Below are 13,181 nucleotides of genomic sequence, written 5' to 3' on the forward strand. Positions count from 1 at the left end.
ATTACGCGATTACAGGCTTGCCTGACAGCAGATCCAGCACTTCCTGCACGCTGGTGGTGTTAGCCAGCTTCTCAATCACACTGTCATCATCCAGCGCGTTGGTCAGGCTGGTAATCACCTGGATGTGCTCGTTGTTACGAGCGGCAATACCAATCACCAGTCGCGCCACATCGTCCGGCTCTTCGCCGAACAGGACACCTGCCGGATACTGACAGAACACCACGCCGGTTTTCAGCACGCGATCTTTCGCTTCAACCGTGCCGTGTGGCACTGCGATTGACTCACCCAGATAGGTCGGCGTCAGTTTTTCACGCGCCAGCATCGCATCAATATATTCAGGTTCAACGTAACCGCCCTTCACCAGCTGTTCGCCGGCAAAGCGAATCGCCTGCTCTTTGTTGCTGGCGGTCAGACCGAGGAAGACATTATCTGCGCCCAGTTTAAACAGGTGCGCATTGCCCTCATCGTAGCTGTCTGAGAGTGCAGTGTTCACCGTTTCACGATGCACATCGCTGCGGTTAGCCGCCACCAGACGTTCGGTCAGGGTGCTGTAGAGCGCGCTGTCGAGGAAGTTATTCAGCGAGATATGCTGCGCATGTGGCGCCTGGCGAATCGCGCGTTCAGTCAGGTCACGATGCGTAATCACGAGATCGACATCACCCGGCAGGGCGTTGATCGCGGTGTTGGTTACCGACACATTGCTCAGACCGGCATCCTGCACTTTCTTGCGCAGCACGCCCGCACCCATGGCGCTGGAACCCATACCGGCGTCACAGGCAACGATGATTTTGCGCACGTGATGCAGCTCGACGCTCATGGCATCGCTGGCGACGGCGCCGCCCGCTGTGCTCTGGCCTTTAGACTGCGCTTTCATCTCATGCATGCGCTGGGTCGCGGCTTCAATATCGTCATCTTCTTTGACTTTGCTGGTTTTCAGCAGGATAGCGGACACCACGAAGGAAACGGCGAAGGCTGCAGCAATAGCCGCGATGTTCGCGAAGTAAGCACCTTTTGGTGTCATTGCCAGCACGGCCAGGATAGAACCCGGTGAGGCAGGAGAGACCAGGCCACCGTTCAGCACGGTCAGCGTGAAGACGCCGGTCATACCGCCCAGGATAACCGCCAGCAGCAGGCGAGGGGCCATCAGCACATACGGGAAGTAGATTTCATGGATGCCGCCGAGGAAGTGGATAATTGCTGCACCGCCCGCAGACTGTTTAGCACTGCCACGGCCAAAGAACATGTAGGCCATCAGCACGCCCATACCCGGACCCGGGTTGGCTTCGATCAGGAAGAAGATCGACTTGCCCGCTTCGCTCGCCTGCTGGATGCCCAGCGGTGAGAAGATACCGTGGTTAATGGCGTTGTTCAGGAACAGGATTTTTGCCGGTTCCACGAAGATGGACGTCAGTGGCAGCAGGTTGTTCTGCACCATCAGATTCACGCCCGCGGCGAGAATGTGTGACAGACCTTCAACCAGCGGACCAATCGCCAGGAACGCCAGCAGTGCCAGAATCATCCCGATAATACCGGCCGAGAAGTTGTTAACCAGCATCTCGAAGCCGCTTTTGATTTTGCCGTCAATCGCCCGGTCAAACGACTTAATAGCCCAGCCGCCCAGCGGACCGGCAATCATCGCACCGAGGAACATCGGCATATCCGCACCGACAATCACACCCATGGTCGTAATCGCGCCGACCACGCCACCGCGATCGCCGCCTACCAGACGCCCACCGGTAAAACCGATCAGCAGAGGCAGCAGGTAGGTGATCATCGGGCCAACCAGTTTGGCCAGCGTTTCGTTAGGGATCCAGCCAGTTGGAATAAACAGTGCAGTGATGATACCCCAGGCGATAAACGCCCCGATGTTCGGCATCACCATATTACTCAGAAAGCGACCAAAGCTCTGTACTTTGACCTTCACTGATGAGGACATAAACCCACCCCTTATTGAGACGCGCTGCAATAGGAGAGCGCGCTTGTTTTTGTTTAGCCACCCCGACTCACAGCCGGTGGTATTACTGTATGCACGCGGACTCTATCACGCGAATTTGACGCTGCGTAGCGCATGGAGCAAGTGTGATCTGTATCACGGATTAAGGGTGGTGACAGGGGTGATTTGCGTGACTGTGATCACAATTTTATCGGAGTTAAGGCCTGTTTTGCCTGGATTTTGGTCGGGCGGGCAGGTTATCTGTGAGATGAATCACACTTAGCTGCAGGGTGTTTGTTATATAAATGTGACTTAGATCACAAACTATTTTTGGTCGAAAATGCGCCAGATCACACTTCATTATCCAGTTAACAGTAAGGGTGATGAAAAGGGGAATGAGGCGGGCAGACGAATGACGCCTGCCCGTTAAAGGATTTTACTGCAGACCACCCTGGACGGCGGCCTGGGCCTGAGGAAGCGCCTGTGCATTGGCTGATAAGGTGCTCATCAGCGCGTTATATTGTGAAGCCTGATCCTGCGTCGGGAACTGCACGCCGCCATCATTGAAGCTGACACGGTTTCCCTGCGTTTGCAGGAAATCGCCAGTCTGTACGGCACCCTGGCTCAGCGCCTGGAGTTTTGGCAGCAGCGGAATCAGCTGATTGGCGGGCACCGTCACCACTTTGTTGTAGGCGGTGTCATAGACTTTTTTCAGGTCATCCGGCTGCTTCAGGGCCGCTTTGCTGCTGTCCGCCTGCATTTTTGCACTTTCAATCTGCTGGGTAACGATCACCAGTGCGCTGTTCGCCTGACGCAGGGAATCACGACGGCTCAGATAATCCTGCGGAACGCGAATGGCCGAAAGTTCATCCACCACCGGACGCATACCCTGCTCAACGGCCTTGTTCGCCTGCTGCGAGAAGCCATACATGATGGCGTAATCGCTGGCGAAGTTGCCAAAGCTCTGCTTCTGGTTCTCGCTGAGGCTGGGCAGATGTTCGCCGCTGCGCATGACGGTGTTCTGGAGGAAATCGATAAATGCTTTGCGCTGCTCGCCTTCTTTATCACCGCACGCGGTGAGTTGCAGCACAATCAGCGCGCCAGCGAGCATCATGCCGCCGCGTGCCATAAGGCGTGTAAGTCCTGAAACCATGGGTTCAACTCCTGTCGGTGATACTGTCGGATGTCCAGGTAAGAATGGCCTAAAGAATAGAACAAACCCGCGTCACGGCACAATGTGAAACAACCTGTGAAACAGATGCTTTCTGAAACACCGGTTAAAGAACGGGATTATCTGCACGTCAGAACGCACTATGATCCCTGCCATCGCTGGCTTAGGCGTGACGATTAAAGAGGCATGTAGCGGCCTGGCGTGGCCTTAAAACACCACCGCCTGACCATCTTTGCGACTCTCGCTGGCGGCGATATAGAAGCCCTGCGGATCGCGTACGATTGCCTGCGCGCCACCAAAATTGTAATTGCTCAGGGGATCTTCCAGCACCACATTGTGCCCCATACGGCGCAGGGTGCTCAGGGTATTGCGATCGAGAGTGGATTCGAACACTACCTCGCGTCCCTGTACCACGCGCCAGCGCGGCGCATCAATTGCGGCCTGTGGATTCTGCCGATGCAGCATAATCCGCAGCGCCAGCTGAACGTGTCCCTGCGCCTGCATCGGGCCGCCCATCACGCCAAACGCCATCATCGGCTGGCCCTGCTGATCCCGCGCAAAGGCTGGAATGATGGTATGAAACGGCCGCTTACCGCCCGCCACAACGTTGGGATGCTCCGGGTCGAGTGAAAAGCCCGCGCCACGATTCTGCAGGCTGATGCCGGTATCGGGTACGACCACGCCGGATCCAAAGCCCATGTAATTGGACTGGATGAAAGAGACCATCATGCCGCTGGCATCCGCTGCCGCGACATACACCGTGCCGCTTTGCTGCGGTGATCCAAAGCGGAAATCTCCTGCTTTATCAGGGTCGATTAATGCTGCCCGCTGGCGGATGTACTCTTTGCTCAGCAGTAACTCAGCCGGAAATTCGAGGTGATCCTCGTCGGTGACATAACGGTCCAGATCAACCAGTGCCAGTTTCATCGCCTCAATAGAAAGATGCAGCCACTGCGGTGAATCAGGTGCATAACGATTGATCTCCCACGCTTCCAGAATGCCGAGCGCAATTAAGGTCGCAATCCCCTGACCATTCGGCGGCAGCTCCTGCACCGATCCCCCGGCAAACGGATGCGAGAGCAGGGTCACCCAGTCGGCGCGATGGTTTTTCAAATCCTCCAGCGTCAGCGCCGCGTTATGTTCACGGGCGAAGGCTGTCATCTTTTGCGCCAGTGCGCCGCGGTAAAAGCTTTCGCCCCTGGTCTCAGCAATTTCCTGCAGGGTGCGGGCCTGCGCCGGGTTGCGGAATAGCTCGCCAGCACGAGGCGGACGACCCTGCGGCGCAAAGCAGTCGCTGAAGCCAGGTTGATCCCGCAGCTTGTCATAGCCGCGCTGCCACAGCTGACCAATCAGCGGTGAAACCGGAAAGCCGTCGCGCGCATAGTTAATTGCCGGTTGCGCCAGGGTGGTCAGCGGTAAGGTGCCGAAGCGCTGCGCCAGCGTCACCCACGCCGAGACGGCCCCTGGCACAGTGACGGATTCCCAGCCGGTTTCAGGCATCGCACTAAAACTGGCAAAGCGTTCGGGATGCCACGCGGCTGGCGATCGGCCTGAGGCGTTTAAGCCATGCAGCGCGCTGCCGTCCCAGACAATGGCAAACGCATCGCTGCCGATGCCGTTTCCGGTTGGCTCCAGCACGGTTAAGGCGATGGCAGTGGCGATAGCCGCATCCACAGCGTTACCACCCTGTTGCAGCATACGTAAACCCGCCTGTGCCGCCAGCGGTTGCGAGGTTGCAACGGCATTACGACCCATCATCGGTACACGATGAGAAGGGTATCCGACGTTAAAATCTGTTTCACGCATCGCTTTTCCTTAAAGAGTTCACGAGTGAATTTTTCCGTCGTCAGTACGCGATTAATTAACAGCTGCACGTTTAGCGCGCAAAGGGCTCGCTTTTAGCCGCCAGCTGCACCGTTATGAGGCGTCAGCCGTTTCGTTAGGGTGACTGCTGATTTATCTGACGATACCGGGACGTTCAGAATAAAAGATTTCCCTGCACCGCACTGTGAGCCGCCGCGCGCCAGGATTCAGGCCTCAACCAGGACTATTCTTAATTTAATAAGAACAGTGAATATATGTGTTCAGGAAGTAAACCATTGGCGTATATTTTGCACTCACTACCTGAAGAGGTGTATTGCCTCACAGAAATGAGAATATGCCAGCAAAAAGCTTGATGGCATCCACATAAATAGCAAACACCATTTGATTTTTTTGCCCACACCGAAGGCACAAAATTCAACTGCCTCAGCGGGTTAGAGGTGCTGGAACTTTTCCGGCAAACCATAGTGAAAAAAATAATTATAAATTGCGCGGCAAATAGTCAGGTCTCTATCCATACTTAGTCTCCCGGCATTTGTTGCATTGATCTGACATCTTTAAAGCAGTGCACCGCAGGCTGTGTCCCGTAATGGTTTCTCTCATAACAAAAATAAACCCTTGCGGGATCCAGCCTGAAACAGGCCCGGTTTCAGAGTCCTGACTTCAGGCTCGTACCTCTCTACTTTCACGTGCTTCATAGCGAGTTTTTAAGGAGTTCTCTATGGAATTAAAAGACCCGATGTTTGAATTGCTCAGCAGCCTTGAGCAGATTGTTTTGACACGTGATGATCGCGCCGCCGAGTTACTTATTCAGCGTCAGCAACCCGCCCAGCCAGAGCCGCAGCGTCTGCGTGAAATGACCGGCATGCAGGTTGATGAGTTTGCAAAAGTAATGGGCGTGAGCGTTTCTTCCGTGAAAAGCTGGGAAGCCCGGCGTACCCGTCCTTCCGCGACGGCGCAGAAATTGATGAAGTTATTACATGCCAATCCCTATCTGGGACGGCAGTTGCTTGAATAAACTGATATCACGAAAAGAACCCGCCGCTGGCGGGTTTTTTATTAGCGTAATTCGCTGTATTTAGCCGCCTGTCTGGCAAACCAGCTCTCCGGCACGCTATAGGGCGGCTCCCGCAACTGTGCGAGTCCGCTTTCAATAATCATTGAAGCCTGCTGCCATAACTGCGCATCTCCCTGCTTCAGCAACGCAATCTGTATTTGCTTTTCAACCAGGTAGACCCGCGCAAAGTCGGGATCAAACCGCACAATCGCGCGGGTGTTATCGATGATGTCAGCCAGTTTGATGGTTTGTGCCTCAGGACTGGCGCTGGCTGTATGGCGGAAGTGCGCCAGTTTACGGGCCGTCCGATTTTTTGCCCCAGCGGGTGCGCTGTTGGTCAGCATTTCTACCAGGCTTGCCACGCGCGTACCAAAGTGGGTTTCGATATCGCTCTGTGTGGTTGCGGTATCTTCCACGGTATCGTGCAGCCAGGCCGCCGCTAACAACGCATCGTCATGGCTGACGCTGCGCACCAGTTCCACCACCGCTGCCGGATGAACAATATAAGGCTCATCGGTATATTTGCGGCGCTGTCCGGCACTGGCATGTGCCTCGGTGGCGAAGCGACGCGCCTGTTCTTCCAGTGAATCCTGCATGCCTTTCCCCCTGACAAAAAGTTTGCTTGCAATTATCTAGCGCGCTATCTATATTATTAACCATGAACTGTGATCAAGATGACAAAAAAGTGAAAACGATGCCACTGTTGGTCGATCAGCACCTCTGCTTTGCGCTTTATTCTGCCAACCTGGCGATGAATAAAGTCTATCGTCAGTTGCTGAGCCAGCTCGACATCACCTATCCTCAATATCTGGTCATGCTGGTGTTGTGGCAGAAAGATGATGTCACGGTGTCAGAGATTGGCGAGCAGCTTTTTTTAGACTCTGCAACATTAACGCCACTTCTGAAGCGGCTGGAAAGTGCAGGCCTGATTAACCGGCAGCGAACCCGTCAGGATGAACGCCAGGTTGCGGTGACGCTGACCGACGCTGGACAGGCGTTACGGGCCAGGGCTGAAGCCATTCCTGAAGCGGTTAAGTGTGCCACAGCCTGTGATGATGACGCTCTGCTGGCGCTGAAATTACAGCTGGATGGGTTGCGAGATAACCTGAATCGATCACGATAAGTATTGCCGACGGATGCGCTGCATCCGTTGAACCTCACCGCCTGCTTACAGTTAAATAAGTAGCAGGCGATTAAATAGCGTAACGGAGAAATGTCATGTCTTTAGAACAAGTGGTTTACCGCGCCAAAGCCAAAGCAACCGGTGGTCGTGATGGTCGCGCAACCTCTTCTGACGGTGTACTGGACGTTAAACTGGGCGTGCCAAAAGAGATGGGCGGTGCAGGCGGCGAAGTGACTAACCCTGAGCAGCTATTTGCTGCAGGCTACTCTGCCTGCTTCCTGGGCGCGATGAAGTTTGTTGCAGGCCGCGACAAAATCGCAATGCCAAAAGATGCGTGGATTGAAGGTGAAGTCGGTATCGGTCCGATCCCTGACGGCTTTGGTATCGAAGCCACGCTGAACATCCATCTGCCAGAGATGGATGAAGCAGAAGCACAGAAGCTGGTTGATGCGGCGCATATCGTTTGTCCTTATTCAAACGCTACCCGCAACAATATCGACGTCACGCTGAACATCATTCGCTAAGCGTACTGCGGGCCTGAAACCATCAGGCCCGCATTTTTTTACATCCTCTCTCCTGCTGTTTTCTGCGTCAGTCAGCCAACAGCTACTGTCAGCCGTGTACAAAAAATGTGCTAATCAGGTCGACAAAGATTATTTTCTGGTCTATCAAACGCGGCCATGTTTTACTGAGCCACCTTGCGTTATAGCCAGTAAATCCGTTCAGAATTTTCCTTCATCTTGTCCGGTCCGCTTATTCAGCGAACTCTGCCGGGTTTTGGCAGTCACATAAAAGATTTGGTCAAGCGCTTCACACCGGAGAAACCCCTTTTTTCATGAATTATATTAAAACCCTGACCCAGCAGAAGTTATCGCTATTGCTGGCGCTCTACCTCGGTATTTTGCTGAACTTACCGATTTTCTATCGTCGTTTTGACGGTTTTCTCAGGCAATCCACGGTAACGAACTGGCTCACTGCCGTTACCGAGGTGGTTGCTATTGTGCTGCTGACGTTCTTCCTGATGCGTCTGCTGTCGCTAGGCGGAAAGTGGTTTTATCGCGTGCTGGCCACGCTGATTGTTCTGATATCTGTTGCCGCCGCCTATTACATGGCGTTTTTTAACGTCGTGATTGGCTACGGTATTGTGGCGTCGGTGATGACGACCGATACCGATCTTTCTAAAGAAGTGGTTGGCTACCATTTCATCCTGTGGATGGTGCTGGTCAGCGCGCTGCCGCTGCTGATGATCTGGCGCAACAGGCTGAGCATGACGCTGAACGAGCAGCTGCGTACGCCAGGACAGCGCCTGAAACCGACCCTGATTATGCTGCTCTGTGTAGCTCTGGTCTGGCTGCCGATCCGTTATTTCGACAAGCTGCAGAAGCATAATGAAGAGATTACTAACATCGATCTGCCGAGCTACGGCGGTGTGGTCGCCCACTCGTATCTGCCTTCTAACTGGCTGGCGGCTGTAGGTCTGTTTGCCTGGACTCGCGTGGATGAGTCGCTGCAAAGCGAGGAACTGCTGGATCCGGCGAAGAAGTTTACCTACGTTGCGCCTGCCGGCCTGGATGACACCTATGTGGTGTTTGTGATTGGCGAAACCACCCGCTGGGATCACATGGGGATGCTGGGTTATGAGCGCGACACGACGCCTAAGCTGTCGAAAGAGAAGAATCTGGTCGCGTTCCGCGGCGAGTCCTGTGATACCGCGACTAAGCTGTCGCTGCGCTGCATGTTCGTGCGCGAAGGCGGCACCATGGATAACCCTGGCCGCACGCTGAAAGAGCAGAATGTGTTTGCGGTGATGAAAGAGCTGGGCTTCACCTCTGAGCTGTTTGCGATGCAGAGCGAAGTCTGGTTCTACGACAACATCAATGCCAACAACTTTGCCTTCCGTGAGCAGATTGGTTCAGAAAAGCGTAATCAGGGTAAATCGGTAGACGACATGCTGCTGGTGCCGGAGATGAAAGCGTCACTGGATCGTTTCCCGAAAGGTAAGCATCTGGTGGTGTTGCACACTAAAGGTTCACACTATCTTTATTCACAGCGTTATCCGCGCAGCTTCGCGAAGTATCAGCCAGAGTGTATGGGCGTCGACGAGACCTGCAGTAAAGCGCAGCTGATCAACGCTTATGACAACTCAGTGCTCTATGTCGATAGCATGCTGGATAGCGTGCTGGATCAACTGCGTGATAAGAAGGCGATCGTTTTCTATGCTGCCGACCACGGTGAGTCGATCAGCGAGAATATGCATCTGCATGGCACGCCGCGTGAGATGGCCCCGCCGGAGCAGTTCCGCGTACCGATGATGGTCTGGGCGTCAGATAAGTATCTGGAAGACAGTCAGAACCGCAGTAACTTCGAACGCCTGCAGGCGCAGCAACGTGTGGGCCGGACCCATCGTCACGTTGAGTTGTTCGATACCATTCTGGGCTGTCTGGGTTATACCTCGCCAGATGGCGGCATTAACCCGGCTAACAACTGGTGTCAGGCACCGACTAAAAGTCAGGCTAAAGCGCTGTAATAGTGGCCTGAAAGGGACATGCCGGTGATTGATTTCCGGCAACCGCGTGCTTTCCAGGCGATTGACGTCAAAAGCATAAAAAGCGGTTGACGCTGATCGGGGGTAGCAGTAACATGCGCCCCCATCGGCGAGTAGCGCAGCTTGGTAGCGCAACTGGTTTGGGACCAGTGGGTCGGAGGTTCGAATCCTCTCTCGCCGACCATATTTAAGAAACCTGTCTGAAAAGACAGGTTTTTTTTCGTCTGTAGAAAACCACCGACAGGGACGGTTTTTCCTGAACAGTCTCGATCTGGCCGCTAAGCATTCACATTCTTACCGCTTAGCAGGCTTCAGGGAGCATACGCCTTTCGCAAAGACGCAAAAACGCCATCCCTGACAGGCTCAACGCGGGCGATTACGCACCTCATCCCTGAGGTGCGCCCGTAGCCCGGCGTTTTTGTCCATGGCCCGCGATGCTTTGCTACAGGCGTATGCTCCCTCCGCTTCACGTCTGGCAGACGCATCGGATACTCACATGTGCATTTCGGACGGCTGGGAGACCCAAAGTCAGGTGTATCTGACCGCAGCGCATAAACTCAAGGCGGAGGGAACACGGGCAGAGGAGGAAAGCGTCCCACGCCATGGACGGCGTGGGCCGAGCGTCCAGGGAGGGTTTAAGCGCCTTTCCGATCTGCCCGTGTTCCCGAAGCAGTCTCGATCTGACCGCTAAGCATTCACATTCTTACCGCTGAGTGGGCTTCAGGGAGCATACGCCTTCCGCAAAGACGCAAAACCGCCATCCCTGGCGGGCTCAGCGCGGGCGATTACGCACCTCATCCCTGAGGTGCGCCCGTAGCCGGGCCAACGCTTTGCGTTGTTCAAAAACGCTCCCGGCGTTTTTGTCCCTGGCCCGCGATGCTTTGCTACAGGCGTATGCTCCCTTCGCTTCACGTCTGTCAGACGCATCAGGTACTTACAGAAGCATCTCAGACAACTGACAGATCCAAATCAGAGTGCATCTGACCGCAGCGCATAAACTCAAGGCGGAGGGAACACGGGCAGAGGAGGAAAGCGTCCCACGCCATGGACGGCGTGGGCCGAGCGTCCAGGGAGGGTTTAAGCGCCTTTCCGATCTGCCCGTGTTCCCAAAGCAATCTCGATCTTAACGCTACTCCCGCTTGCCATCTTCGCTATCTTCCAGAAAGTTCCAGTAACCCCCATCCGCGGCGTGTTCCACTTACCAGCCCTGTTATTGTCACTTACCCGCTGGCAGGCCTTGCCATATAAGAGATGCGATCATAATTCGCGACACATTCTTCTTATGACCGAAAGCGGCAACATGCTGATTTCTTATGCTTCTTTGCCAGCATATTCCGCTGGTTGAACGTCATAACGCACAATGAATCGTTCAGTTATTCAACATTTGCCGGTAAAAGTTTTAAGTTTTTTAGCGGTGAGAATCACTAGCGATAGAGCAGCAAGCCAGCACAATGCACGGAATTCAGGTCAGCTACGCTGTGCATTGTATGGCTTTTAGACAGAAACGGTTTTTATTACCGTTGCATGCTATTCCTCACACTCTGTGTAAATAAGTAACCGTTGTATTGACGTTCTTTGCAACTGTTGACAAATTGATGCGTCAATAAACGCGCAGTTACGGAATTTTCTGAATGCACAATCTGCGTCAGAAAAAACAAAAAAAACGCAGCGCGCGTTAACCACCTGTTCGGTGGTACGCCTGAACCGCATAAAAAAATCAGAGGTCGGGCAATACACACAACATCACATCACAATGGAGCAAAAGCATGATCAACTCCCTGGCTAAATCCGGGATGCTGAAGGTCGGTCTGAGCCTGATTGCTATGACTGTCGCCGCCGGTGTTCAGGCAAAAACCCTCGTTTACTGTTCTGAAGGTTCTCCGGAAGGCTTTAACCCGCAGTTGTTCACCTCGGGCACCACCTACGATGCCAGCTCACGTCAGATCTACAACCGACTGGTTGAGTTCACTATCGGCACCACCGAACTGCACGCTGCGCTGGCAGAGAAGTGGGATGTCAGTGAAGACGGTAAAACCTACACCTTCCACCTGCGTAAAGGTGTGAAGTGGCAGACCACCAAAGATTTCAAACCGACACGCGACTTCAATGCGGATGATGTCGTGTTCACCTTTGAGCGCCAGCTGGATAAAAACAACGCCTATCACGGCGTCTCTGGCGGCAGCTACGAATATTTCGAAGGCATGGACATGCCGAAGCTGATCAGCAAAATCGAAAAAGTGGACGAGAATACCGTGCGCTTTGTGCTGACGCGTCCTGAAGCGCCGTTCCTCGCCGACCTCGGCATGGACTTCGCCTCGATTCTGTCGAAAGAGTACGCAGATAACATGCTCAAAGCGGGTACCCCGCAAAACGTTGACCTGAACCCGGTCGGGACCGGTCCGTTCCAGCTGCTGCAGTACCAGAAAGATTCGCGCATCCTTTACAAAGCTAACCCGGATTACTGGGGCACCAAGCCGAAAATCGATCGCTTAGTCTTCTCCATTACCCCGGATGCGTCGGTGCGCTACGCCAAGCTGCAGAAGGGCGAATGTCAGGTGATGCCTTATCCAAACCCGGCTGACATTGCGCGTATGAAGCAGGACAAAAACATCAACCTGTATGAGCAGGCTGGCCTGAACGTCGGCTATCTGTCGTACAACGTTGAGAAAAAACCGCTGGATAACCTGAAAGTGCGTCAGGCACTGACCATGGCGGTCAACAAAAAAGCGATTATCGACGCCGTTTATCAGGGTGCAGGTCAGCCTGCTAAAAACCTGATCCCCCCAACGATGTGGGGCTATAACGACGACGTAAAAGACTACGCCTACGATCCTGAGAAAGCCAAAGCGCTGCTGAAAGAAGCGGGCATGGCAGACGGTTTCTCCATCGACCTGTGGGCGATGCCGGTTCAGCGTCCGTACAACCCGAACGCGCGCCGCATGGCTGAGATGATTCAGAGCGACTGGGCGAAGATTGGCGTCAAAGCCAAAATCGTCACCTATGAGTGGGGCGAATATCTGAAGCGCGCCAAAGCGGGCGAGCACCAGACCGTCATGATGGGCTGGACCGGTGATAATGGGGATCCGGATAACTTCCTGGCCACCCTGTTCAGCTGCTCAGCGGCCAAAGATGGCTCAAACTACTCGCGCTGGTGTGATAAATCCTTTGAGGATCAGATTCAGCCCGCGCGCGCCACCGCCGATCAGGCGAAGCGCATCGAGTACTACAAGCAGGCACAGGTTGTGATGCATGACCAGGCACCGGCGCTGATGATCGCGCACTCAACGGTATACGAACCGGTCAGCAAGAAAGTCTCCGGGTACAAAGTGGATCCGCTGGGCGGACACTACTTTGCTCAGGTAGACATTAAAGAATAATTGTCGCCTTTTCCGGGGCGGCTGCGCGTCGCCCCGGCTTTATCTCCCTGTTTTACTGGAAACGGTAGAGGCGCAGCCTGTCTGCGTCGCGGTCGGGCCTACCCGATCGTCAGATGTAAGCAATAACAACCCTCGCGGCGACGGTCGCGCGGAC

Annotated in this window: 9 protein-coding genes and 1 tRNA gene; 6 read left to right on the plus strand and 4 right to left on the minus strand. The window is 54.3% G+C overall.

Annotated elements, in window-relative coordinates; all coding sequences use genetic code 11:
- Position 1: 1 nt before the first annotated feature.
- The 3 genes from NIM72_RS12660 to NIM72_RS12670 form a co-directional block, all read right to left on the minus strand.
- On the minus strand, positions 2-1,936 hold the full coding sequence (locus NIM72_RS12660; RefSeq protein ID WP_033734707.1) for a PTS mannitol transporter subunit IICBA: 1,935 nt from the start codon (positions 1,934-1,936) through the stop codon (positions 2-4).
- A gap of 433 nt (positions 1,937-2,369) precedes the next feature.
- Entirely contained in the window at positions 2,370-3,086 is a 717-nt protein-coding gene (locus tag NIM72_RS12665) for a DUF3053 domain-containing protein (protein ID WP_161734180.1), read from the minus strand.
- 225 nt (positions 3,087-3,311) lie between these two features.
- Positions 3,312-4,910: a gamma-glutamyltransferase family protein gene (locus NIM72_RS12670; protein ID WP_222924774.1), complete on the minus strand. Its 1,599-nt coding sequence runs from the start codon at positions 4,908-4,910 to the stop codon at positions 3,312-3,314.
- Positions 4,911-5,646: 736 nt separating this feature from the next.
- Here NIM72_RS12670 and NIM72_RS12675 point away from each other — a divergent pair.
- Positions 5,647-5,943 (plus strand): HTH-type transcriptional regulator, encoded by a 297-nt coding sequence (locus NIM72_RS12675; protein WP_010257438.1) that lies wholly within the window; start codon positions 5,647-5,649, stop codon positions 5,941-5,943.
- Positions 5,944-5,984: 41 nt separating this feature from the next.
- Here the strand turns inward: NIM72_RS12675 and NIM72_RS12680 are convergent, their stop codons facing one another.
- A complete protein-coding gene (locus NIM72_RS12680) occupies positions 5,985-6,578 on the minus strand; it encodes an HD domain-containing protein (protein WP_161734184.1) in 594 nt (197 codons plus the stop codon).
- A 62-nt stretch (positions 6,579-6,640) separates the two neighbouring features.
- Here NIM72_RS12680 and NIM72_RS12685 point away from each other — a divergent pair, with 62 nt between their 5' ends.
- From NIM72_RS12685 to dppA, 5 genes are all read left to right on the plus strand, one after another.
- Entirely contained in the window at positions 6,641-7,105 is a 465-nt protein-coding gene (locus NIM72_RS12685; protein WP_161734186.1) for a MarR family winged helix-turn-helix transcriptional regulator, read from the plus strand.
- A gap of 95 nt (positions 7,106-7,200) precedes the next feature.
- Positions 7,201-7,629, plus strand: a complete 429-nt coding sequence (locus NIM72_RS12690) for an organic hydroperoxide resistance protein (RefSeq protein WP_013359635.1) — start codon at positions 7,201-7,203, stop codon at positions 7,627-7,629.
- Positions 7,630-7,940: 311 nt separating this feature from the next.
- Positions 7,941-9,632 carry a kdo(2)-lipid A phosphoethanolamine 7''-transferase gene (gene eptB, locus NIM72_RS12695; protein ID WP_161734188.1) on the plus strand — a complete coding sequence of 564 codons (1,692 nt, stop codon included), beginning with the start codon at positions 7,941-7,943 and terminating at the stop codon, positions 9,630-9,632.
- A 125-nt stretch (positions 9,633-9,757) separates the two neighbouring features.
- Positions 9,758-9,834: transfer RNA gene (locus tag NIM72_RS12700), tRNA-Pro, on the plus strand.
- Between the two features lie 1,582 nt (positions 9,835-11,416).
- Positions 11,417-13,027 carry a dipeptide ABC transporter periplasmic-binding protein DppA gene (gene dppA / locus NIM72_RS12705; RefSeq protein WP_033734771.1) on the plus strand — a complete coding sequence of 537 codons (1,611 nt, stop codon included), beginning with the start codon at positions 11,417-11,419 and terminating at the stop codon, positions 13,025-13,027.
- Positions 13,028-13,181 lie beyond the last annotated feature (154 nt).

The organism is Pantoea sp. B550, assembly GCF_024158165.1.
GTDB lineage: Bacteria > Pseudomonadota > Gammaproteobacteria > Enterobacterales > Enterobacteriaceae > Pantoea > Pantoea alfalfae.